The following is a 24,292-nucleotide window of genomic DNA, read 5'->3' as shown; positions in this document are numbered from 1 at the left end:
TAGATTTTATTGTTAACTGTCAATTATAGGCTGTTTTCTACGCTTTATTCTGTTGCAGTTATTTGGCCGAGTCCAATGACCGGGAGCGGGCAGATTCAAGTGTTATCGCCTGGATACAGGGTGCGATACACCAGATTGGCGGCCGATAAATCTCCCAAGGCGCTGCCAACACTCTTGAACAGGGTGATTTCCTCGCGGTTTTGTCTGCCGCTGTGTTCTACGCGGCAAAGCTCGGCCAGCTCGGCGCTAACCTGCTCCAGTTGGAATACGCCTTCGGCCTTGGGGAGCAGCAGTTCTCCGGCCTCGGCAAACACATTGCTGCGGTTATCGACAAAGACCTGAGATCTGAGCATCAGCTCGGTATCGCACTCCCGCGCATCCTGATGATGATTGCCTACCAGATCGACATGGGTGCCGGGTGTTACCCAGTTGCCATCAAACAGAGGCACGGGGCTGCCGGTGGCGCAGCTGATGATATCGGCGTTGGCAACATCCCGCTCTATCTCCTCGCAAAAACTGAGTCGGATATCCGGGCGTTTAGCGCCTATCTGTTCCATTACCTTGGCAGCCTTATCCCGGCTGCGGCCCCTGATAGCGATTTCGGTTATCGGTCTGACGGCGGCATGAGCCAGTGCCATATAGCTTGCCAGATTACCAGTGCCGAACAGCAGCAGGTGATTGGCATCTTCCCGTGCCAGTGAAGCAGCGGCCAAGGCCGAGACGGCCGCTGTACGCCAGTAGGTAATGCTGGTGCCATCAAGTAAAGCCAAGGGTTCCCCTGTTTCCCGGCTGAATAACAGTATCTGCGAGTAGAGGCTCTTGAGCTCGGCGTTGCGACTGGGGTTTTCCGGAAAGTAACTGAATGCCTTGACGGCAATTGCCGAATCATCCCAAGCCGGTAGTACGGCGAAGGCATCCTTGCTGCTCTTGTCCAGCGGGTAAAGGTTTCGCTTGGGAAGATCGGGGGCGTTGGCAAAGCTATGTTTGAGGGCGGTTATCAGGGATGGGAAATCCAACACCTGCTGGATTTGCTCTGCTGGAATGATTTTCATGGTGTTGCGCTTCCTTGTGTGCATTTTAAAGTTTTGAATACTGTATGCAATTGTTGTTTGAAAGGCAAAAACCCTCATGAAAGACAGATGCTTGGCGCTTTCGGTTTTTTTGACTCAGTTAATAGAATTTTTTTAAGTTTTTTTTGCACTGTGACAAGGCTAGTGACTGTTTTTCAATAGGTTAATCATTGACAATATAAGGTGACATTTTTGTTACCGGATTAACTCAGCTAACACGGCAACAGAATTGCGACTATTTTTTTAGAGTGACTGTTTTTTATTGAGGTAACACCATGCTTATTCGCCACAAGTTGTTACTGAGTGCCGCTGTTTCGATAGGCGCCTTGGTATTGATGTTTGCACTGCAGCAATATTCCAGCTCGGTGCAGACTGAACTGTCCATCGCCATCCAGAAAGTGGTTGAGCTGGACAAAGAAGTATTAAGCATGCGCAAGAATGAAAAGGATTTTTTTGGCCGCCAGGATCTCAAGTATGTCGAGATACATCAGCAGGAAGCACAGGCCACGGCGCAGTTGATGCAAGAGTTGGCGGTCATCTTCAAGGAGTATGATCTCCCCGAGGCACCGATAAACAGCTTTAACCGTGATTTGGCCAGCTACCGACAGTTGTTTGCCGGTGTGGTGAAATTGCAACAGGAGATAGGCCTGGATCCCAAGAGTGGCCTCTACGGTGAGTTACGCTCTGCTGTGCACAATGTCGAAAGCTTGGTGGCAGAACATAACGTGCCAGAGCTTATGGTGTTGATGCTGCAACTGAGGCGTAACGAGAAAGACTTTATGTTGCGGCGGGATCTCAGCTACCTCAATAAGTTTGATAGCAATATTGAACGCTTCAATGAAGCCTTGAGCGCCAGTTTGCTGGACTACAGTGTTCGTAGCAATATTGAGCAACTGATGAGCAAGTACCAGCAAAGCTTCAAGAGTTTGGTGGCCAAGGAACAGCAGCTGGGACTCGACGAGTCCAAGGGCATGATGGGGCAGCTGCGAGAGGCGATCTTTGCCACGGAAACCTCATCCACCAAGCTGAGAGAGTTGGCGATAGCCAAGGTGGAAAACGAGCAGCAGAACAGCTTCATGCTGGGGTTGGCGCTGTTTGGCCTGATCGCCTTGGTGCTGGTGATTAGCACTGTGGTGATTATCCGCAGCATCATGGGGCCGGTCGAACGTATCACAGGCGTTATTTCCCGCATCGAGCAGCAAAAAGATCTGTCACTACGCTGCGATGTGGGCTCCAACGATGAACTGGGCATGATAGGACGTCATTTCAACAGCATGGTGGAGAGTTTCCAGAAGCTGATCGAGCAGGTTATCGAATCTGTTGATGCCATGCGCCAGTCCTGTGAAGAGCTGTCCCGCAATGCCATCAGCGCCTCGGAAGGTGTGTCCAAGCAGCTGAATGAAACCGATATGGTTGCCACAGCGATCACCGAGATGGGCGCCACCATAGACGAGATTGCCAAGAATACCGAACTGGCCGCCGGTAAGGCGGAGCAGACCCACCACAACGCCCAGGAAGGCCAGATTGGCGTTGAGGATACCATCAGCAAGATCCAGTCTTTGGCACAGCAGTTGGATGACTCGGCCAATGTGGTGGCCGAGCTTGAAAAAGACAGTCAGACCATAGGCAGCGTACTGGATGTGATCCGCGGTATCGCCGAACAAACCAATCTGTTGGCACTGAACGCTGCCATTGAGGCGGCCAGGGCCGGAGAGCAGGGCAGAGGCTTTGCTGTGGTGGCCGATGAGGTGCGCAGTCTGGCGATGCGAACTCAGGAGTCGACCGAAGAGATTGCCAGCATCATTCAAACCCTGCAGAGCCGTACCCATTCGATTGTGGATATCATGGAGCAGAGTCAGAAGCAGGGCGGTGAGAGTGCCCAACAGGCGGCCAGTGCCGGCACCTTGCTTGCGCAGATCAATGCCGATGTCACCAATATCATGGACATGAGCACTCAGATAGCCGCCGCCATTGAAGAGCAGAGTATGGTGGCCGCCGAGGTGAACAAGAACGTGGTGGTGATCCGCGATATTGCCGAGGAATCGGCTCAGGCGGCAGAAGAGAATGCCACTGCATCCGATGAGGTTCGCCACCGCGCCGATTACCTGCATCAGGCGGTGAGCCAATTCAAAATCTAGCTTTCCAGGCACAGGCGAAAACCGCGGCATGTCCGCGGTTTTGTTTTAGTTGCAGTCGTAGTCTTTAGCGGTTGTGGCACTTTTTTTGCTCTGCTGTGCAGACGGCTTTTTTCGAGGAATCTGTCAGGAATGGCGGCAAAAGGTTTTTGGTTCACAAAAGGCTTGGAACTGGCAGGAAATAAAAAATAGGCCCCGAAGGGCCCTCAGAGAGTTAGAGACGGAAGCGGGCCACTTCGGCGCGCATGTTTTCCGCCAGATGGCTTAAGTTGCTGACCGACTCGGTCAACTCGTTGGCTGCCTGGGCCGATTGTTGGGTGATGTCGCTTATTGCCATAATGCTGCGATTGATATCCTCCGCCACACTGCTTTGCTCTTCGGCTGCGGTGGCGATATGAGTATTGAGCTGGGCGATGGAGTCGACTGACACCACTATCTCTTTCAAGGCCTCGCCGGCCATATTGGCCTTGCTGTTGGCCTGCTCGACCTGAGTGATGCCTTGCTCCATGGCTGTCACCGCCTCCTGCACACCTGTCTGCAGGGTGGCTATCATGGACTCAATCTCCTGGGTTGAGCTGTGGGTGCGACTGGCAAGGGTTCTTACCTCATCGGCCACCACGGCAAAACCCCGGCCCTGCTCGCCGGCCCTGGCCGCTTCAATGGCGGCGTTCAGTGCCAGCAGATTGGTCTGCTCGGCAATTCCCTTAATCACATCCAGTACCCTGCCTATGTTTTGGCTTTCATTGGCCAGATGGGTGATCACCTGCGCCGTACCCTGAATTTGCGCTGAGAGTGCCACCATGCTGGCAATCGACTCCTGCACTATTGAATCGCCATTGGCGGCACTGGCATCGGCGCTGTGGGCCGAGTCGGCAGCGGCCGTGGTACTTTGGGCTACTTCGGAGACTGTGGCGGTCATTTCATTCATGGCGGTAGCCGTCTGCTCTGTCTCGGCCTGTTGTCTGTGCATGCGCTCGTTGGTTTGTTGGGTGAAGCTTGAGAGCTCGGTCGCCGAGTCGCTGACCGTATTGGCGGCATTGGCAATGTTGTTGAGTATCCCCCTGAGGTGAGATATCACATCTCTTAAGTTATCGGATATCTGCCCCAGCTCGTCGGCGTTGAAGGTTTTGAACTGCACGGTTAAGTCTGAGTCGCTGCGAATTTTCTTCAGCTGGGTGAGAATATCGCCTATGGGTAACATGACGCTGCGATTGACCCAAACACTGAGCAGCAAGCTGGCGATAATTGCCACACTGACCAGAGAGATAAACAGCACAACGGAAGAGGAGTAAAGGTTCTGAGCCTGATCTCTTTCCTGCCTGGCGACATCCAATTGCAGGGTCACCAACTCGGCAATCTTGCCACTGATGGGGTCTATCACCTGATAGAGAGGAATAATTTCCTGGCTGAGCTGGCCCTGAATATTACCGCTCATGGTGGCCAATTTATTTTGCAGACGTTTTATTTGCTCATCGGCGGGAATAAACAGCCGCTTGGCCTCATTGACCAGTTGTGACTCTCTGGCGGTTAACTGAGTAGCTGTGTAGTCCTGCCATCTCTGTTTGATGCTCTTGTCTGCTTCATCCAGTGCGGTTCTGGCTTGTTCGGCACTGAAATCTCCGGCATTGGCCTTATTGATGGCATCTATGACAAAGACGGCATAATCATCGCCAATGCTTTTGAGATCTTTGAGTGGTACAACCCGGTCGCTGTAGATATTTTCTACCCCTGAGTCGATTTTGTTCATGATATTGATGGCGATACCACAGAGTAGCAGCATCAAGAGAAGAGGCACGGCCATACCGAGCAACATCTTGTGTTTCAGTTGTAACTTCATGCTTGAGAACCTTAGTCCAGAGGGTAATACATCCTTGGATCAGGCTCTGTCATTCCAATTTGTTGAGCCATACAAAAGGTATAGCAAAAAAGTATGAAGCGCGTGAGACGAGAGAGAGGCAAATTTTGGATACAAAAAAACCTCGCATCGCGAGGTTTAAATGATTGGTACAGGTGAGAAGACTTGAACTTCCACGCCCGTGAGGGCACCAGCACCTGAAGCTGGCGTGTCTACCAATTCCACCACACCTGCACTGTTTTCATTTCGACTCTTTATGTGTTAATTGGTACAGGTGAGAAGACTTGAACTTCCACGCCCGTGAGGGCACCAGCACCTGAAGCTGGCGTGTCTACCAATTCCACCACACCTGCACACTTAGAGTCTAACGTACAGCTAACTATTATTGCAAAGTGGTACAGGTGAGAAGACTTGAACTTCCACGCCCGTGAGGGCACCAGCACCTGAAGCTGGCGTGTCTACCAATTCCACCACACCTGCACTGTACTGCCTTGCAATTTCCTCAGTCGCCTGAGCACCTTAAAGTTGAAGGTGGTGCCCGAACCCGGAATCGAACCAGGGACACGCGGATTTTCAATCCGCTGCTCTACCAACTGAGCTATTCGGGCGACGGCGTGCATTAAAAGACTTTTACGGTTTTGAGTCAACTCTTTTCTGAGAAATATTTCAAAATATCGCGTGTTTGAGCAAGTTTTACTCGAAAAGGCGCATATTGCTTAGCTTTTGAGCGAAAGCCGCGCCATTACTGGGCTAGGGGTGAATTAGCCAAATCGAAAACTCGACCTGTAAAGCCGGGATCCTGAGGCTTAAGGGGGCTGGGCTTGGTCTTGCCCTGAAAACAAAACGCCCCACGTTAAAGTGGGGCGTTAAGGGATTAATCCTTGAGGAGGTCATTCCCCGGATAGTTGGCACGCATGACAGTGAGTACGTGCTGTTTTAACTGCTCCTGACCCAGCTCATCGTAGGCGGTGGCCATGATCTCAAGGGCGCGCTCTATCGATGGGGTGCCTGGATAGGTTTCCATTACAGACTGGGCCCTGATGGCGGCTGCGCTCCAGGCATTCATTTTCAGGTAGTATTCGGCCACTTTAACCGAATACAGCGCCAGACGATTCTTCAGGTGCTGCATTCTCTTCTGGGCGTCGGCTGCATACTTGCTGTTGGGATAAGTCTTGATCAGGCGCTCGAAGTCCTTGAAGGCATCGAGAGCAAACTGAGGATCCCTGTCGCTTCTGTCTATATTGAGCATGTCATGGAACAGATAGTTGTCGGCCTGCATATTCACCAGTCCACGCATATAGTAGACATAGTCTATATCCGGGTGGGTGGGGTTGAGGCGGATAAATCTGTCGATGTTGGCGACTGCCGACGGGGTATCATCCAACTTATAGTAGGCATAAATCAGATCCAGCTGAACCTGAGTCTTGTGTGGGCCAAAGGGGAAGCGGGAATCCAATGCCTCCAGTGAACGCACAGCCTTGGTATAGTTACCCAGCTCCATAGAGGTGCGGGCCTGGGAGTAGAGAACGTCCGGAGACAGCTTGCTGGTAATTAAGTCGTCTTCCGGTTTGCTGCTACAGGCCACAATGGCCAGCGAAAAAAAGGCTATGGCAGCGCCTTTGGCAATATTATGCATACTTGAATTCGATTCTTGAGTAAGTTGTAGTTAAGAATTTTTCCATTTCACGATAAAATGGCCGATTCCGAGTGTACCAGAAAGTACACAGTTTTTGACCCCATTAACTGGGGACGGTTCCTATGACGCAAGAGATTAATCTAAAAAGCGAGATATCAGCAACCCAAACCGGTCTGAGATTGGATCAGGCTTTGGCCGAGTTGTTCCCCGATTACTCCCGTACCAGGATCAAGGAATGGATCCTCGATGGCAAAGTATCCGTTGATGGTACTGTGGTAAACAAGCCCAGAGAGAAGGTGTTGGAATCTCAGGAGATAGAGGTTCAAGCCACTCTGGAAGAAGAGGTGCACGCCGAGGCTCAGGCTATCGATCTGAATATCGTCTATGAAGATGACCATATATTGGTGATCAACAAGCAGGCGGGTTTAGTGGTGCATCCCGGTGCCGGTAACAGTGATGGCACCTTGATGAACGCCCTGCTGCATCATTGCCCTGAGATAGAACATGTGCCCAGAGCCGGTATTGTCCATCGTCTCGATAAGGACACCACAGGCCTGATGGTGGTAGCCAAGACTGTTGAGGCCCAGACTCATCTGGTGGCGGCGCTGCAGGCGCGCGACATTACCCGTGAGTATGAAGCCATAGTGCTGGGCACCATGACAGCCGGTGGTACAGTGGATGAGCCTATCGGGCGTCACCCCACCAAGCGTACTCATATGGCGGTGCACCACAGCGGTAAGCCGGCTGTGACTCACTATCGTGTGGCGGAAAAATTCCGCGCCCATACCCGCTTGCGCTTGAGGCTGGAAAGTGGCCGGACTCACCAGATCCGGGTGCATATGGCTTATATAGGTCATGTGTTGGTGGGCGATCCCGTCTATGGTGGTCGTCCAAAACCCCCCAAGGCCGCCAGTGAAGCCTTTTTCGAAGTGCTGAAAAACTTCAAGCGCCAGGCGCTGCATGCGGTGCGACTGGAGTTGGTGCACCCCATTACCTGTGAGCTGATGAGCTGGCAGGCACCTATCCCCGAGGATATGGTCGAGCTGACCAAGGCGCTGCGTAAAGACACCGAAGAGCATCCGCCGGAGTATCTGTAACATGTACGGCTGCCACTGGCCGCTGCCGGCCAATGTCAGAATCGCCATGACCCAGCGTCATGGCGGTGTCAGCCAGCCGCCGTTTGACAGCCTGAATCTGGGGCTGCATGTGGGTGATGATCCCGCATCTGTGCAGGCCAACCGTGCTCTATTGGCAAAGCGGCTGGCTCTGCCCTGCGAGCCGGCATGGCTGGAGCAGGTACATGGCACAGAGGTGGTCGACCTGGCGCGTGACCCCCTAAGGATTGCCGATGGCAGCTATAGCGACAGCAAGGCGCATGTGGCCGTGGTGATGACCGCCGATTGCCTGCCCGTACTTCTGTGTGACAGTGCAGGCACCCAGGTGGCGGCGCTGCACGCCGGCTGGCGCGGCCTGTGTGATGGCGTCATCGAAGCGGGAATAGCCCGTTTTCGTCCCGGCTCCGAGCTTATCGCCTGCCTCGGACCGGCCATAGGCAAAACTGCCTTCGAAGTCGGCGGAGAAGTGCGTGCCGCTTTTTGCGATAAAGACCCCAGGGCCGACGACTGCTTTGTGGCCAAGGGGGACAAGTTTCTCGGCGATCTGCAGGGGCTTGCCAGGCTCAGATTGCAGCAGGCGGGTGTTCGGCAGGTATATGCCTTGGATGTCTGCACCTATAACAACAAAGACTATTTTTCCTACCGCCGAGACGGTCGTACCGGCCGTATGGCCTCGCTTATTTGGCTCACTGATTGAGTGGTTATTTCATTCGTCTGACTTGAAATTAGTTAAAGCATCCCCATCTTTAAGCTAACAAAGTAATACCTTATTTTGAGAGTTTCAGGAGGCTGTATGCGACTCGATCGTATGACCAATAAATTTCAGCTTGCTATCTCGGATGCCCAATCTCTGGCTCTTGGCCGTGACCATCAGTTCATAGAACCTGTCCATTTGATGATGGCTTTGTTGAATCAGGATGGCGGTTCAATTCATCCGCTGTTGACCCAAGCCGGTATCCAGGTCAGCACTCTGCGTTCACTGGTAAGTCAGGAACTGGAGCGCTTGCCACAGGTGGAAGGCACAGGCGGTGATGTTCAGTTATCCCAGGCGCTGATACGTTTGCTGAATCTGTGCGACAAGCTGGCACAGAAGCGCAAAGACAAATATATCTCCAGTGAGCTGTTTATTCTGGCTGCACTGGAAGGTAACGACACCCTGGCACAGTGCCTCAAGCAGGCCGGTGCCACCAAAGAGCTGATGGAGAAAACCATCGAAGCCGTACGTGGCGGCCATAAGGTGGACGATCCCAATGCTGAGGATCAGCGCCAGGCGCTAAAAAAATACACCATAGATCTGACCGAGCGTGCCGAGCAGGGCAAGCTGGATCCTGTTATTGGCCGTGACGATGAAATTCGCCGCACAGTGCAGGTATTGCAGCGTCGCAGCAAGAACAACCCTGTGCTTATCGGTGAGCCCGGTGTGGGTAAGACCGCCATTGTTGAAGGGCTGGCGCAGCGTATCGTCAACGGCGAGGTGCCCGAAGGCATCAAGAACAAACGGGTATTGTCGCTGGATCTCGGTGCTTTGGTGGCCGGTGCCAAATACCGTGGTGAGTTTGAAGAAAGACTCAAGGCTGTGCTCAACGAGCTGGCTCAGGAAGAGGGCCAGGTGATCCTCTTTATTGACGAGCTGCATACTATGGTGGGCGCGGGTAAATCCGATGGCGCCATGGATGCGGGTAATATGCTCAAGCCGGCACTGGCCCGCGGTGAGCTGCACTGTGTCGGTGCCACGACTCTGGATGAATATCGTCAGTATATTGAGAAGGATGCGGCGCTGGAGCGGCGCTTCCAGAAAGTTCTGGTGGATGAGCCCAGTGTCGAGGATACCATCGCTATTCTGCGTGGTCTGAAAGAGCGCTACGAGCTGCATCACCATGTGGAGATCACCGACCCGGCGATTGTGGCGGCGGCGACCATGTCCCACCGTTATGTGTCAGATCGTAAACTGCCGGACAAGGCCATCGACCTTATCGACGAAGCCGCTTCCAGCATCCGAATGCAGATAGACTCCAAGCCGGAGCCGCTGGATCGCCTCGAGCGCCGTATCATTCAGCTCAAGCTGGAAGAGCAGGCGTTGGCGAAGGAAAACGATGAGGCCAGTCGTAAGCGTCTCGAACACCTGCGCAGCGAGCTGGTGGAAGTGGAGCAGAAGGCGGCCGAACTCAACGAGATTTGGCACACAGAAAAAGCCGCACTGGCGGGCACTCAGCATATCAAGGCGGATCTGGAGCAAGCCAGACTGGATCTCGATGTGGCGCGCCGCGCCGGTGATTTGACCCGGATGTCCGAGCTGCAATACGGCCGCATCCCAGAGCTGGAGAAACAGCTGGATCTGGCGTCTCAGGCCGAGATGCAGGATATGACTTTGCTGCGTAATAAGGTCACGGATGTTGAAATTGCCGAGGTACTTTCCAAGGCGACCGGGATCCCGGTTTCCAAGATGCTCGAAGGCGAGCGGGAAAAACTGCTGCATATGGAAGAGGCGCTACATGAGCGGGTGATAGGCCAGGATGAGGCGGTCGATGCCGTGGCCAACGCCATTCGTCGTAGCCGCGCTGGTCTGGCCGATCCTAACCGGCCCATAGGCTCCTTCCTGTTCCTCGGCCCCACCGGGGTAGGTAAGACAGAGCTGTGTAAGTCGCTGGCCAAGTTCCTGTTCGATACAGAGAGCGCCATGGTGCGGATAGATATGTCCGAATTTATGGAGAAACACTCAGTCTCCAGGTTGGTCGGGGCGCCTCCGGGCTATGTGGGTTATGAGGAAGGGGGTTACCTCACCGAAGCGGTGCGCCGTCGTCCCTACTCGGTGATCCTGCTCGATGAAGTGGAAAAGGCACACCCGGATGTGTTCAACATACTGCTGCAGGTACTGGATGATGGCCGCCTGACCGATGGTCAGGGTCGTACGGTTGACTTCCGTAACGCCGTGGTGATTATGACCTCGAACCTGGGTTCCGACATTATCCAGGAGCAGTTCAGTCACCAAAGTTACGATGAGATGAAGGCTCAGGTGATGAATGTGGTGCAGCACCACTTCCGCCCCGAGTTCCTCAACCGGATCGACGAAACCGTGGTGTTCCACCCGCTGGAGAGCGAGCATATCAAGAGTATTGCCGCGATTCAGGTCGAGTCGCTGCGCCAACGTCTGGCAGAAAAAGAGTTCGAGCTGGAGATCACAGATGCCGCGCTGAGCTTTATCGCCAGAGCCGGGTTCGACCCTGTGTATGGTGCAAGGCCGCTGAAGCGGGCACTGCAGCAAGAGGTGGAAAACCCACTGGCGCAAAAGCTGCTTAGAGGCGAGTTACTGCCAGGGCAGCCGATCAAGGTGGACTATCGCGACGACAACTTGGTGTTTGAGCAGTAATCACACCATAAACCACACAGCAAAAAACAAAAAGGAGCGCTTTGAGCGCTCCTTTTTTTGCTTGGGTTAAACGACAAATTCAACGGATGGGTTTTAATCCGTCGTCTTAAGCCTATCAGTGACTGCGGGCTACGGCGATTTTGGCCAGGCTTATCAGCGCCTGCTTGTAGTCGGACTCAGGCAGCACCGAAAGGGCTTCTATGGCCTTGTCAGACTCTTCATAGGCCCTTTGTTGGGTATATTCCAATGCGCCACAGGTGTTGAGCGCATCAATTATCGCCTCGATATGCTCGGTGCCGTCACCTTGTTCAATCGCCTGGCGGATCATCTGCCGCTGTGGCTCTGTCCCGTGGGCGATGGCGTAGATGAGTGGCAGTGTGGGTTTACCTTCGGCGAGGTCATCACCTATGTTCTTGCCCAGCTCTTCGGCGTCGGCAGTATAGTCCAGCAGGTCATCGGTTAACTGGAATGCGGTGCCCAGGTATTTGCCATAGTCGGCCAGCGCCGTTTCCATTTCGCTGTCGCAGCCGGCCAGCACACCGGCAAGACGGGTTGCTGCTTCAAACAACTTGGCAGTCTTGCAGTAAATAACCCGCATATAGCTGGCTTCTGTGGTATCCGGATCGTTGCAGTTCATTAACTGCAGCACTTCACCCTCGGCCAATACGTTAGTGGTATTGGCCAGTACCTGCAGTACCTTCATCGACTCCAGCTCTGTCATCATCTGGAAAGAGCGGGTATAAAGGAAGTCGCCAACCAGCACGCTGGCACTGTTGCCAAACAGGGCGTTTGCGGTTTCCCGTCCACGGCGCAGAGTAGATTCATCCACCACATCGTCGTGAAGCAGAGAAGCCGTATGAATAAACTCTATAATAGCAGCCAGCTTCAGGTGTGCTTCACCACTATAGTCGAGTGATCTGGCCGCCAGAATCGACAGTAACGGCCGCATACGCTTGCCGCCACCGTTGATGATGTAGAACCCCAATTGATTGATCAGGGCAACATCAGATTCGAGTTGTTTGTAGATCAGTTGATTGACGGCTTGCATGTCGGCGTCAGCCAGCTGACGGATAGCAGTTAAATCCATAGTAGACTCTAGGTATGAAGGAACGCCGAATCGGCAGCTCCCGATAAGCTTAAATATTTTAATAGACCGAAGTTTACCTAAAATTAATGAACAAGACAGTAGCAGAGAGATCAATGTGCGAGTTAATCCGGTCTTTTTTTCTTCTTCGTCAATTAGGGCTTGCCAGTAAAGGATTCTTCGCGTAAACTCCGCGCCCATTGTCATTAAAGTTTTTGTAGCACCCAGCCTCATAGAGATGAGCCGGCGTGTTAAGAATTTCGGAGTAAAATAGCTATGTACGCTGTTTTTCAAAGTGGTGGTAAGCAACACCGTGTTGCTGAAGGCCATACTGTTCGTTTGGAAAAAATTGAAGTTGCCACTGGTGAGACTATCGAGTTCGATCAAGTTCTGCTGATCGCTGATGGTGAAAACGTCCAAGTAGGTACCCCTCTGGTAGCAGGCGGTAAAGTTGTGGCTACTGTTGTTAGCCATGGCCGTGGTGAAAAGGTAACTATCCAAAAGTTCAACCGTCGTAAGCACCACGAGAAGAAAATGGGCCACCGTCAGTGGTTCACTGAAGTTAAAATCACTGCTATCAACGCTTAATAGGAGTCTGACTCATGGCACACAAAAAAGCTGGCGGTTCTACTCGTAACGGCCGCGATTCAGAAAGCAAACGTCTTGGTGTAAAGCGCTTCGGCGGCGAATCAGTTCTGGCTGGTAACATCATTGTTCGTCAACGTGGTACTAAGTTCCACGCAGGTGTTAACGTAGGTATCGGTCGTGACCATACTCTGTTTGCCCTGACTGACGGCAAAGTTAAGTTTGAAGTTAAAGGTCCTAACAACCGTAAGTTCGTTAGCATCGAAGACTAATCTTCAAACCAGAATTGCTTGAGCCCCGCCATTGGTGGGGCTTTTGTTTTGGGCGAAAGCCATAGTTTCTGTTTTTTGGCGCCTTGCAGGGTTAGGCAGTATAATTGCCCCATTCCGTGGTGCCAGGAGTATGTATGAAGTTTGTCGATGAGGCAGTGATCAGAGTTGAAGCTGGAGATGGTGGCAGTGGCTGCGTCAGCTTCAGACGTGAAAAGTACGTGCCGGATGGTGGTCCAGACGGTGGCGATGGTGGCGACGGTGGCAGTGTTTATCTGCAAGCCGACGAAAACCTCAACACCCTGATTGACTACCGTTTTGAGCGTTTCCATATGGCCGAGCGCGGTGAAAACGGCCGCGGCCGTGACTGTACCGGTAAAGGCGGCCAGGACTTGGTACTCAAGGTACCTGTGGGTACCCGGGCGGTTGATGAAGAAACCGACGAAGTACTCGGTGACCTGACCAAGCATGGTCAGAAGCTGTTGGTGGCCAAAGGTGGCTTCCACGGTCTTGGCAATACCCGCTTCAAGAGCAGTGTTAACCGTGCCCCCAGACAAAAAACCCTGGGCACGCCAGGTGAAGTGCGCAGCTTGCGTCTTGAGCTGATGCTGTTGGCCGATGTGGGCCTGCTTGGTATGCCAAATGCAGGTAAGTCGACCTTTATTCGGGCGGTTTCCCGCGCGACACCAAAAGTGGCCGATTATCCCTTTACCACCTTGGTTCCTAACCTGGGGGTAGTAAACCCACGTCCAGGACAGAGCTTTGTGGTGGCAGATATCCCTGGGTTGATCGAAGGTGCCGCCGAAGGTGCCGGTCTGGGTATTCGCTTCCTCAAGCACCTTGAGCGTTGCCGTGTATTGCTGCATATCCTGGATATTGAGCCTATCGATGGCACTAGCCCGGCCGAAGCGGCCAAGGCGATTGTTACTGAGCTTGAAAAATACTCGCCCAAGCTGGCTTCCAAGCCACGTTGGTTGGTGTTCAACAAGACAGATCTGCTGCTGGAAGAAGAGCTGCAGGAAAGAGTCGACAGCATAGTCAAGGAGATGGGCTGGGAAGGGGATGTTTATACCATTTCGGCTTATACCCGTGAAGGCACCAAGGAACTGGCAGAAAAGCTCTATGACTTTATCAGCAGTCTGCCGGCGGAAGAGCAACAGCAAGATCCTGACGCCGATGTTGAGTTCAAATGGGACAACTACCATCAGGATAGCCTGGAAGATCTCAACGAAGACTATGATGACGAGTTCGACGATGACTTCGACGACGATGATTATGATGTTGAGGTTATTTACCAAAGATAATATCTGAGCGAGCCTGAACACCTGTGTACGCTGATACCCAAAACGATATCACCCGGCAGGTCGTCCGGGTTGCTCAGCTATTGCTGGCCTACGGCGCTGAATCTGAACTGGTTGAAGAGATCAGTCAGCGTCTTGGCCGGGCACTTGGCTTGGCCAGTGTCGAGCTATCCATCTCCTCCAATTCGCTGGTGCTCACCAGCTTGGTTTCCGGTCGTTGTATTACCACTACCCGGCGCATTCGTGAGCACGGCATTAATATGACAGTGGTGTGCGAGTTGCAACGCATTTGCCTGCTGGCCGAAAAAGGCCTCTATGGCCCCAATGAAGTCCGCAAACGCCTCGCCAGACTGCAACCCAAAACCTACCCCAAGTGGCTGCTTATCCCCATGATAGGCCTCTCCTGCGGCAGTTTTTGTCACCTGTTCGGTGGCGACCTGGCCGCATGCCTTTTCACCTTCTTTGCTTCTGTCATCGGCATGTTTGTGCGCCTGGCCATGGCGCAACGTCACTTCAATGTGTTGGTGAATTTTGCCGTGACCGCCTTTGTCACCAGCTTGGCAGCCCAGTTGGGGTATCTCTATCCTGTGACCCAAACCCCAGAGCTGGCGATGGCGGCCTCTGTGCTGATGCTGGTTCCCGGCTTTCCGATGATCAACTCGATATCGGATATGGTTAAAGGTCATATGAATGTAGGGATCTCTCGCTGGGGGCAGGCGACCTTGATGACAGTTTCCTCCGTGATAGGCATTACCATTGCCATGCAGCTTGGGGGGATTTTCCTGTGATGGACACTCTGTTGTTACTGCTGAATGATGCCTTTTTCTCGGCTATTCCCGCCATGGGTTTTGCCATGCTGTTTAATGTTCCCAGGCGTTATCTGCTTTACTGTGCTCTGGCCGGGGCCATAGGCCACAGCTCACGGACCTTGATGTTGCAGTTTGGCTTGCCGATAGAGTGGGCCACCTTTGCCGCTGCCGGCATCATAGGTATGGTGACTATTGCCTTTGCCAAGCGTCATCTGGCACCACCACTGCTGTATGCCGTGGCGGCGATTATCCCTATGATCCCGGGTTCCTATGCCTACAACACTGTGATTGCCCTGGTGCAATTGACCGCCCAGTCACAGCTCAGTACCGAGCTGTGGGAACAAGTGGTCACCAATGGCCTGAAAACCGTGTTTATTCTCGGGGCTTTATCTGTCGGTCTGGCCATGCCCAGTCTGTTGTATTTCCGTACCCGCCCGGTGATTTAATCCAATAATAACAAGGAGCGTATATGCGCATCGCCATGATTGCCGCCATGGCCCATGACAGAGTCATAGGTAAAGATAACCAAATGCCCTGGCATCTGCCGGAAGATCTGCGTCATTTTAAGCAGATGACTCTGGGAAAGCCGGTGGTGATGGGACGTAAGACTTTCGAATCCATAGGTCGTCCTCTGCCAGGGCGCCACAACATAGTGATCAGCCGCCAGAGCGACTATGCCCCGGAAGGTGTTACCCGGGTTTCTTCCTTCAAAGAGGCTGTGGAAGCGGCCGGAAACTGCGAAGAGCTGGTGGTGATAGGCGGCGGCCAGCTCTACCGGGAAATTCTGCCTCAAGCCGATACGCTGTATCTGACAGAAATAGACTTGCAAGTGGAAGGGGACACTCGCTTTCCCGAATGGGACGATGGCAGATGGCAGCAAATTCACGAGGAAAGTGGCCATAGTGTAAATGGGTTGGATTTTCGCTTTATCAATATGGTGAGAAAATGTTAAATTGTGACGGACTTTTGAACCCTGAAACGTGAGTGGCGCCAGCCACGAGCCGATCCTTATGCCAAGAGTCCTCAGCAGATGCGTTTGCTGAGGACTCTTGGCATTAATAACAATTACAAAAAGGAGTGTCAGATGCGTCTGTTGCCCGTGGCCATTGCTGCGCTGATTGCTGCATCCTCAGTGTCAGTCCCCTCAACTGCTAAAGCCGAAGATCTACTGGCTGCCAGTATCTGTGATTACGTCAAATCCAACGACAAAAACCGCCTGCGTAAGAAGCTGAAAGAGAACCGGATGAAGCTGCGTAACATCTATTCCGGGATCTCCTGTGACGGCGAAAGCCTGCTGCGCACCGCCTATCACAGCAACGCCGAAGATACCGGCGAGTTTATTGCCAAGCGCTTGTCAAAGACCGAGCTGGAAGTGGCGGAAGCCGATGGCAAGAGCATAGTCGACTGGGCCGAAGCCAATGGTTTTGGTGCCAGTATTATCACCCAAGCCATCAAAGAGCGTCTAGGTAGCTGAGGCTAGTATCTTTCTTTGCTCGATATAAAAGCCGGGTTTAATCCCGGCTTTTGCTATCTAACGCTATAACACTCGGGTTTTGGAAACCCATTGCTTTCTTGCTCCGAACAGCAGGTGTGCGAGAACCGTTGTTGAACGCCCTGAAGTCGTGGTGTAAATGCCTCCATGCACAATGGTCAGCTTTCCATCCTTGGTTCGCGCTCGAAAGCATGTTGCTGCGCAACTCTCGCCGAGTCACAGGATTGCCTGTGCGAAAGGCAGTTCCCGGACGTCCTGTCCTTCACTGCATTCAGGCTTCCTGCCTATCCGCACCGCAGGTGATGGGCTACACCATGGCCGGAAGTTCGGCCAGTACTAACTTAGGAACTTTTAGCTGAACGCTATGATAGCCGCTGTGCCAGCGGCCGAAAGTCGTGGTGTTCCACACCACACCGGGCAAGGGGCTTTGCTTGTCCAAAGCCCCTTGCATCCCCAAGGACACCCCGACGTAGCCGAAATCCCCACTGGCTTATGAAGCAAATTGGCTACACTCAGGACTCGCATCCTTGCTCGACCTTCGAGCCTCGACATCCCTGTCTCGGCTACGCCAATTTGCAACAACGCCAGCGGCGGCTCCGAAGGGGGAATTGGTGCAATTCTTCCCACACAGAGTCGTTTTAGGCTGCAGACATATGCCCATTTTCCAGGCACAGGTGGAACTGTGACCTTCCGAGCCTGGGATGGCGAGGCAGAGCTTACAGGGACGTACTCGCAGCGTGTCACAGGATCGCCTGTGCGAAAAGCGCACCGCAGGTGATTGGCTGCTGCTTAACCACGTTATTTGCGCCAACGGCTTTCGGCGACACCGAGGGGGGAATTAGTGCAATTCTGTTAGCCCTGAGTAGCTTGAACCATTTGAAAGATCTGCAGGCATACACCTCATTTTCAGGCACAGGCGAAACTGTGACCGTCGAAAACAGGGACGTTTTCGTCGAGGCTACATGGACGTATTCACAACAGCTTCCCTGTTTAACGGCCAGCTCACCATCCCTGGTTCGCGCTCGAAAGCATGTTGCTATGCAACTCTCGCCGAGTCACAGGATCGCCTGTGCGAAAAGCGTACCGTAGGTGATTAGCTACACCGTGGCCGGAAGCTCGGCCAGTACTAGGTGGGACTATGACTGTCGAAAAAAGGGAAGAATGCAAACACCCAGTCAATTCTGTTGCAAAAATAACCTAAATCAGAGTTTTGTTGCCTTTGTCAAAACTTGACCTTTGGCTAATTGTTTTAACATTCAATGCTGGCTATTGTATAACCAATTCAATACTTTGGATTCAGCACTTTCTTAAGTTCAAGGCCGAAAGCAACAACACTTTTCCGCATTAAGCGGAATTCAGGGACGAACAGAGTTTGGACCCGTGCGGTAGCCATAGCTTTACTTAACGTTTTTTGTCGGGCCTGAGTTGTAGGGCCCTTGGTTTTAAGGCCCTTAGTTGCAGAGCTTGGAGCGCTTATGACAAGCGCCTAATAACTGATTTTCTATACAGTATTATTGCCGTTCCAGGAAAAATCCCGGAAATTTGCAGCTAAGTTTGCGCGTTATTTCTGTAACATTTTAGAAAATAGCATTAAATTCATAAACTTAAAAAATACAGCTGGTAGATAATAGGTTTGGAAACCGCGCATGCGCGTTTAGCTGCAAGGGATATTAGGACTAAACTCTATTATATCCAGCTAATACAAACAGATAGCGATGCGCGTTCACACTCCTCCGAGGACTAAAACGCGCATGCGCACTATACAGCTGTTATGTCAGATTAGCCTCTGCCACGTACTAAGGATAAGGAATAGTATGAAAATACAAGATGTAGTTGCAGACGGTTTTGATGAATTTATCAAGGAAGCATTATCTAGTTGGAACATTCATCAACTTACTGATATTCAACAACGTGCGATACAAGCAGGCGTAATGCTTGGACAGAGCATGGTTGTTAGTGCACCTACTTCTTCGGGAAAGACGTTAGTAGGTGAGCTTGCGGCTCTTACTGGCCTTCGAAATGGCAAGCGGATTATTTATCTTGTTTCCCATAAGGCTCTCGCCGACCAAAAGTATCTAGATTTCTGTCAGCGTTTTGGTGAAGAAGCTCCAATTCCATTAGCTTCAATTGGATTAAGCACTGGTGATCGAGATGAAGGAGATATAGATGCGCAGTTTACAGTTGCGACTTACGAAAAAGCTTTAGGCTTACTGTTGGCTGGTCAGCTCAGATCAAACGATGCATTGGTTATCGCAGATGAACTTCAAATTCTTCGTGAAGACGGAAGAGGGCCGGAGATCGAAACGTTGTGTTCAGCATTACGGCAGCGAGGAATGGGACAATTTATTGCGCTTACTGCAACGGTAGGGAATGCAGAAGATTTGGCTGGATGGATGGGATGCACGTTAGTTTCTAGTAGTCTCCGTGACATTCCGCTGCATCAAGAAATTTGGTTCAATGGGCAGGCCTACAGAACAACATTTGGGCAAGAACAAGGTGAAATTGTTGATATTGGTAGTAAGGTTCCCTCTGGCGTGGAGGAAGTTGTTTCAAAATTATTATCACTAGGCCGAGGGCCAATTCTTGTATTTACTGAATCGCGTCGAGAGGCTACGCAGCTAGCCGAAGCCTTCTCTAGAAGTCGCCCTAAACAAAACCGAGGGATTGCTTTATCCAATCAGCTGGAGCTTTTTTCAGAGCCTACGGAATCTTCTAATAGTCTTAGAGATCATGCAGAAAGGCATGTGACATTTCATACTGCTGATCTTTCTCCGCAAGAAAGACAAGTAATCGAACGAGGAATTGGAGAAGGTGACATCGATGTTTGTTTTGCTACTTCAACCCTCGCAGCAGGTGTAAATTTTCCTTTTCGGTCAATCGTGTTCTGGAAATTAACATATCAATGGGGAGATAGAGCCGGTAGTAGGATCGCCAGATGGGACTACAGGAACATGTCTGGAAGAGCTGGTCGATTAGGTATGCACCCAGAGGGATTTTCTATCATAATTCCGAGGAATCAAGTTGAGCTTCAACATGCCAATCAGCTTGTTCTCCCCGAGAATGATGAGCTTGAATCTCGCTATTTTTCAGTGGGTTTAAGGAAGACGGTTCTTGCGATTATTTCTGCTGGTCTTGCTGCCAGCTATGACTCTATTATTGAATTTTTTAAAAATACACTTTATTGGTATCAGACGCTTGATAAAAATCCAGTTAAGCTCCAGATGTTGGAGGCGAAGACTAAAGAATCGATTGAGTGGTTGCTTAAACATGATTTTATGGTGGCTGAGGGGGCTGAGTTAACGGTAACACCTTTTGGTGCGGTCACGGCGACAACAGGATTATTGCCATCTACTGCGGTGCAGTTTTCTAATCTATTGACCACTCATCGAGAGCGTCTTGAGGGATCATTTGAACAAGTTGTGCCTGGGTTAATTCATGCAATTGTGATGTGCGATGAGTTTAGTGGCGAAAAGCCAACGCGATATTTAACATTTCAACCTACAGAATATGAATCTGTTTCTTTTCTACGTGGACAGGAATTGCTGACTTCTCTAAACCCGTCTAATGTTCGTGCGGCTCAATGTGCCCATGCAGTATTTCTTTTTTCCCAAGGGGAACAGGAACGAAAAATTGCATTCAGGACTAAAGTATCATCGGGGCAGATTCATCGTCTTTCAAATGATGTGGCTTGGGTGTTGGATGGACTTCAAAAGTTGTCATGTGTACCAGAGTTTTGTTGCTCCCAAAATGTAACTAACCAGCTGGGGATGCTGACTCGAATGGTTCGATGGGGAGCTCCGGCCGAAGCTTTAGATGTACTTCGAGTCTCTCAAAAATATCAGGTCCCAGGTGTAGGGCGACAGCGAGCGATGGCCCTCGTAGCACAGGGAATAACCACTCTAAAAGATGTACTGTTAAGTGGAGTCGATAAGCTGGCATCTATTCTGCGCAACCCAATACGTGCAGAGGCACTCGTCGAAGCCGTTGAATCTGTATCCGGTGTATCTGAAGACAGGCTAGCCAATGCCCATAACCGAGTGGCGCAAACTGTAGGTGTGGATCAACTCGTGGAAAACTGTAGTACGAGCTTTGATACAGAGTACGAACAAGCCATATTAGAACTGTTAAAAGAAGAAGCTTCTTGGATAGTCACCGAAGTTGATGACGGTAAGCGCCAAAACGTCCCAGATTTAATGCTCGAGCTAGGCAACAAAACACTTCTTATTGAATGCAAAACGACTCAGAAAAAAAATCCGTTGATTGGAAAAGAGGAAGCGTGGGCTGTTCTTCAAAAGTCCGCGGACTTTGACCCAGCTTATAGGCGTATAACCCTTGGCAAGCCACATTTTGATGAAACATGTAAAAAGAAAGTGGCTGGAGCGCATGATATTACATTGATAGAGCATACCGTTTTTATTGAGGGCGTTTTGCGTGTGCTACTAGGGTCAGTTTCTGCAGAGGATTTTATTGAATGGCTGCAGCAACCTGGACTTAGTGACTTGAGTCGCCTAGATGGTAAACCCACCTATCAAGAATAAGCGCATTCTGAGCATGTGATAATGAACGGTGACATAACAAAACGCTGCTGCCGGACAAATTTTACGCTGCGCTCCAAATTTGCCGCAGAGCGCGGCGTTATATGCACAAAAGGATTTCGAAAATGCGCTTACTTTTTTTACTTCTCCTCATTCCTTCTTTTGCTAATGCCGAGATAGACAAAGTATTACAGTCTCAACTCTTAGAAATGGCAAAATTGGACCAATCAGTACGCAAACAATTAGGCGAAGCAGGCTGGGACAAAGCTCCAAAAAATCTTCATACCAAATTATCAACTGTCGACCATGAGAATACAAAAAAGCTCAAAGCAATATTGAGCGAACGACAATGGTTTACTGAGGTTGAGGTAGGAAAAGAAGGTATAGGGGCTGCTTTTCTTATAATTCAGCATTCACCAGACACTGAGTTCCAAGAAAGGATGCTCCCTATTTTAAAGGAATCTTACTTAAGCAACGAAGGCGTATCAGGACAGGAAGTAGCGTTATTAACTGATCGTGTACTTATCCGTATGGGCAAAAAGCAAATATATGGCACACAAGCAGATGTTAAAAATGGTGAAATAGCTTTTATGCCCATTTCAGACATTGATACAGTGGATGAAAGAAGGGCTGAAATGAACATGCCACCTTTAGAATTTTATAAGAAACTTATGGAAGAAATGTATGGCATCAAAGATCACCCAGAAATAGATCTGAATTAAAGTGCATATAACAAACGGTTTATGCTGGGGCGCAAAAAATTTTGGCTTGCGTCACTTCGTTCCTAAATTATAGCCAAGCATTTTCCGCCCCATAACCGGGTGTTATTCACCGCATTAGGGCTCCCAGCCCATCCCCGCTGCAGGCAATGAAACATCCGTCACCGGAAGCCCAATCAATGTTATTTGGCTATTTTGAGCTGAAAGCTATGTCGGCCGTCGTCCCCGCGACAAAACCTTTGGGGAAGACGGCCGATGGTTTTAAGATTAGACTTTGAACTCGCCAACCGAAGCCTGCAACTCTTCGGCGAGTTGCGCTACCTGGTGGCTGGATTGGGCGGTCTGATCGGCGCCTGAGGCGGTTTCTTCCGATATCAGCGCAATATGTTCCAGTTTCTCTGAAACCTGCTGGCTGACCAGGTTCTGTTCCTGAGCTGCGTTGGCGATTTGGGTTCCGGCATCGAAAGCCTGATGTACAGATTCGCTGATGGCTTCCAGAGCTTGATTGGCTTGCTCTGTCTTGGCGACGCAGGAGTTGGCCTGGGCGCGGCCTTGTTCCATGACAGCGACCGCCTCTTGGGTGCCGGTTTGCAGCACCTGGATCATCTGCTGGATCTCCTGGGTCGACTCCTGGGTGCGGGATGCGAGGTTGCGTACCTCATCGGCCACAACGGCAAAGCCGCGTCCCTGTTCGCCGGCCCTGGCGGCCTCAATGGCGGCGTTGAGTGCCAGTAGATTAGTCTGCTCGGCAATGCCGCGAATAACATCCAGAATCGAGCCTATGGCATCACTGTCGGAATGCACCTTGTTGATCACTTGCCCCGCCTTGGCGACTTCTTCGGCCAGCGCTTCTATGGTGCGGCGGTTTTCCTCGGCAATCATCCGCATATGCTGGGCTTCTTCATCGGCCTGTTTAATTTGGTTCAGGGCGTGGTCGGCGCTGTGGGATACCTGCTGGGCACTGGAGCTCAGCTCTGTGGTAGCCGTGGCCACTTGATCCACCTGGCTCTTCTGCTCCTGGATCCCGATAGTGGTTTGTGAGGTAACCGCCGAGGTTTGTTCGGCGGCGGCGGCCAATTGGTTGGATCTATCCAAAATGCCGCGAATAAGACCTCTGAGACTGTCGATAAGGCGGTTGCAGTTGCGGGAAAGCTCGGCAAACTCATCCTGACCAGAGTCATCCAGCTTATGGGTCAAGTCACCGGAAGCTAGGATATTCAATGCCTGATTGATACGGTTGAGTGAGGCGGTCAGTGGTTTCACCACAGCAATACTCACAGCTATGGCAACCACTATCGCCACAAGCACCACCAATAGGGTCTGCATACTGGCCGAGTCGATACTGGCCAGGGTTTTGGCGTTAATCTCGTTGGTCAGGGTTTCGATGGCACCGGAAAGAGCCCCCATTGCCTGATTGACGTTCTTCTTGTCGGTTTCCACTTGATTCAGCGCCACTTGAGTACTGGCTTTGAGCTCAAGTTGGGTCGCTTTCTGGGCCTGAATCGAGTTTTTGCCCTTAAGATGTTGGCTGAGTTTGCCAAGCTCGCTGTTCATTTCGTTGAGCACGTCGGCATCGATGACACCGGCGCCATGGCGACTGATGTACTCCAGCTTGGCCTCGGCTTCATTGATGATATAGCTAAGTTCTTTGACTATGATTTCGTACTTGCTGCGCTCTTCGGTGGCGACCAGATCGTAAACAGTACTGATCACATTGGTGACATTGCTGTCCAGAGCGGCGGCGGAAGCGGCAATCTCCCGCTCAGTTGTGTCCTGGCTCTGCTCCAGATCCATCAGATCCAGCAGCAGACTGGCAGCATCATCAGCGGTTGTTTCCAGCTGATCCCGCTGTTTATTGAGGTTTTCCTGTTGCTCCAGGGCGCTGAGGTGGTCGGCCATCATGCGTTCGCTGGTGTTGATAAAGGCCTGATAATTACGCTCTACCTGGGGCAGGATCTCTTTGAGCCCGGGCTCGTGCTGTACCAGCTTTGACAGACTGGCAAATTGCGCCTTGAAGTTTTGCTTTTGACTGGCAAACTGCTGTTGGATAGGCGGGAGTTTATTGGCCTTGGTGACATGGTAACCCACCAGAACCAACCTTTGCTGTTCGCTGAGGGTTTCACCCAGCTCGCCGGTTGATTTGAGTGCCGGGATACTCAGCTGCTGTAGAACTTCGGTGGTGTTTTTCAGTTCATTGTTGGTGAACCAGGAAACAGCACCAAGCAGGATCAATAGCAGGGTGACTACGGCAAACCCTGCTATGACTCGGGTCGCTACATTCAACTTCATAGGCTACTCCGGAAAAGGTTATGGTTTTTCT

The 24,292-nt window shown here is 51.4% G+C and carries 18 protein-coding genes and 4 tRNA genes; 13 read left to right on the top strand and 9 right to left on the bottom strand.

Annotated features, from left to right (window positions below; translation table 11 throughout):
* Positions 1-95: 95 nt before the first annotated feature.
* Positions 96-1,052 (bottom strand): ornithine cyclodeaminase family protein, encoded by a 957-nt coding sequence (locus HCX89_RS19230; protein ID WP_144380044.1) that lies wholly within the window; start codon positions 1,050-1,052, stop codon positions 96-98.
* A 293-nt stretch (positions 1,053-1,345) separates the two neighbouring features.
* Here HCX89_RS19230 and HCX89_RS19225 point away from each other — a divergent pair, with 293 nt between their 5' ends.
* Positions 1,346-3,208 (top strand): methyl-accepting chemotaxis protein, encoded by a 1,863-nt coding sequence (locus HCX89_RS19225; RefSeq protein ID WP_144380045.1) that lies wholly within the window; start codon positions 1,346-1,348, stop codon positions 3,206-3,208.
* Between the two features lie 211 nt (positions 3,209-3,419).
* On the opposite strand, the gene HCX89_RS19220 is transcribed toward HCX89_RS19225, so the two are convergent.
* The 6 genes from HCX89_RS19220 to HCX89_RS19195 form a co-directional block, all read right to left on the bottom strand.
* A complete protein-coding gene (locus tag HCX89_RS19220; protein WP_028780878.1) occupies positions 3,420-5,042 on the bottom strand; it encodes a methyl-accepting chemotaxis protein in 1,623 nt (540 codons plus the stop codon).
* 165 nt (positions 5,043-5,207) lie between these two features.
* Positions 5,208-5,294, bottom strand: a tRNA-Leu gene (locus HCX89_RS19215).
* A 32-nt stretch (positions 5,295-5,326) separates the two neighbouring features.
* Positions 5,327-5,413: transfer RNA gene (locus tag HCX89_RS19210), tRNA-Leu, on the bottom strand.
* A 40-nt stretch (positions 5,414-5,453) separates the two neighbouring features.
* Positions 5,454-5,540, bottom strand: a tRNA-Leu gene (locus tag HCX89_RS19205).
* A gap of 52 nt (positions 5,541-5,592) precedes the next feature.
* Positions 5,593-5,668: transfer RNA gene (locus HCX89_RS19200), tRNA-Phe, on the bottom strand.
* A gap of 266 nt (positions 5,669-5,934) precedes the next feature.
* The gene (locus tag HCX89_RS19195; RefSeq protein ID WP_025012059.1) at positions 5,935-6,696 is read right to left on the bottom strand and encodes an outer membrane protein assembly factor BamD; all 762 of its coding nucleotides are present in this window, start codon (positions 6,694-6,696) and stop codon (positions 5,935-5,937) included.
* Positions 6,697-6,818: 122 nt separating this feature from the next.
* On the opposite strand from HCX89_RS19195, the gene rluD reads away from it, so the two are divergent.
* From rluD to clpB, 3 genes are all read left to right on the top strand, one after another.
* Positions 6,819-7,793, top strand: a complete 975-nt coding sequence (rluD, locus tag HCX89_RS19190; protein ID WP_025012060.1) for a 23S rRNA pseudouridine(1911/1915/1917) synthase RluD — start codon at positions 6,819-6,821, stop codon at positions 7,791-7,793.
* 1 nt (position 7,794) lies between these two features.
* Positions 7,795-8,508 (top strand): peptidoglycan editing factor PgeF, encoded by a 714-nt coding sequence (gene pgeF, locus HCX89_RS19185; protein WP_101059401.1) that lies wholly within the window; start codon positions 7,795-7,797, stop codon positions 8,506-8,508.
* A gap of 96 nt (positions 8,509-8,604) precedes the next feature.
* Positions 8,605-11,178, top strand: a complete 2,574-nt coding sequence (gene clpB / locus HCX89_RS19180; protein ID WP_096140912.1) for an ATP-dependent chaperone ClpB — start codon at positions 8,605-8,607, stop codon at positions 11,176-11,178.
* 115 nt (positions 11,179-11,293) lie between these two features.
* Here clpB and ispB read toward each other — a convergent pair whose 3' ends face one another.
* A complete protein-coding gene (gene ispB, locus HCX89_RS19175) occupies positions 11,294-12,265 on the bottom strand; it encodes an octaprenyl diphosphate synthase (protein ID WP_025890099.1) in 972 nt (323 codons plus the stop codon).
* Between the two features lie 273 nt (positions 12,266-12,538).
* Here ispB and rplU point away from each other — a divergent pair, with 273 nt between their 5' ends.
* The 9 genes from rplU to HCX89_RS19130 all read left to right on the top strand — a co-directional run bounded on the left by rplU (position 12,539) and on the right by HCX89_RS19130 (position 21,975).
* Complete coding sequence (rplU, locus tag HCX89_RS19170) at positions 12,539-12,850, top strand: 50S ribosomal protein L21 (protein ID WP_025012063.1); 312 nt, start codon at positions 12,539-12,541, stop codon at positions 12,848-12,850.
* A gap of 14 nt (positions 12,851-12,864) precedes the next feature.
* A complete protein-coding gene (gene rpmA, locus HCX89_RS19165; RefSeq protein WP_011760936.1) occupies positions 12,865-13,119 on the top strand; it encodes a 50S ribosomal protein L27 in 255 nt (84 codons plus the stop codon).
* 134 nt (positions 13,120-13,253) lie between these two features.
* Positions 13,254-14,420 carry an Obg family GTPase CgtA gene (cgtA, locus tag HCX89_RS19160; protein WP_025012064.1) on the top strand — a complete coding sequence of 389 codons (1,167 nt, stop codon included), beginning with the start codon at positions 13,254-13,256 and terminating at the stop codon, positions 14,418-14,420.
* 23 nt (positions 14,421-14,443) lie between these two features.
* Positions 14,444-15,205, top strand: a complete 762-nt coding sequence (locus HCX89_RS19155) for a threonine/serine exporter family protein (protein ID WP_025012065.1) — start codon at positions 14,444-14,446, stop codon at positions 15,203-15,205.
* Complete coding sequence (locus tag HCX89_RS19150; protein WP_025012066.1) at positions 15,202-15,672, top strand: threonine/serine exporter family protein; 471 nt, start codon at positions 15,202-15,204, stop codon at positions 15,670-15,672. Before HCX89_RS19155 ends, HCX89_RS19150 begins: the two co-directional genes overlap by 4 nt.
* A gap of 23 nt (positions 15,673-15,695) precedes the next feature.
* The gene (gene folA / locus HCX89_RS19145) at positions 15,696-16,178 is read left to right on the top strand and encodes a type 3 dihydrofolate reductase (RefSeq protein WP_167717072.1); all 483 of its coding nucleotides are present in this window, start codon (positions 15,696-15,698) and stop codon (positions 16,176-16,178) included.
* Positions 16,179-16,310: 132 nt separating this feature from the next.
* Entirely contained in the window at positions 16,311-16,700 is a 390-nt protein-coding gene (locus tag HCX89_RS19140; protein WP_167717070.1) for a DUF3718 domain-containing protein, read from the top strand.
* 1,832 nt (positions 16,701-18,532) lie between these two features.
* Positions 18,533-21,256, top strand: coding sequence for a DEAD/DEAH box helicase (locus tag HCX89_RS19135; RefSeq protein ID WP_167717068.1), 2,724 nt, complete (start codon positions 18,533-18,535; stop codon positions 21,254-21,256).
* Positions 21,257-21,378: 122 nt separating this feature from the next.
* Entirely contained in the window at positions 21,379-21,975 is a 597-nt protein-coding gene (locus tag HCX89_RS19130; RefSeq protein ID WP_167717066.1) for a DUF6624 domain-containing protein, read from the top strand.
* A gap of 264 nt (positions 21,976-22,239) precedes the next feature.
* On the opposite strand, the gene HCX89_RS19125 is transcribed toward HCX89_RS19130, so the two are convergent.
* Positions 22,240-24,261, bottom strand: a complete 2,022-nt coding sequence (locus HCX89_RS19125; protein WP_144161632.1) for a methyl-accepting chemotaxis protein — start codon at positions 24,259-24,261, stop codon at positions 22,240-22,242.
* Between the last annotated feature and the right edge of the window lie 31 nt (positions 24,262-24,292).

The organism is Shewanella sp. Iso12, from assembly GCF_012030025.1.
Classification (GTDB): Bacteria; Pseudomonadota; Gammaproteobacteria; order Enterobacterales; family Shewanellaceae; genus Shewanella; species Shewanella algae.
This window is presented reverse-complemented; position numbering and strand designations above follow the sequence as displayed.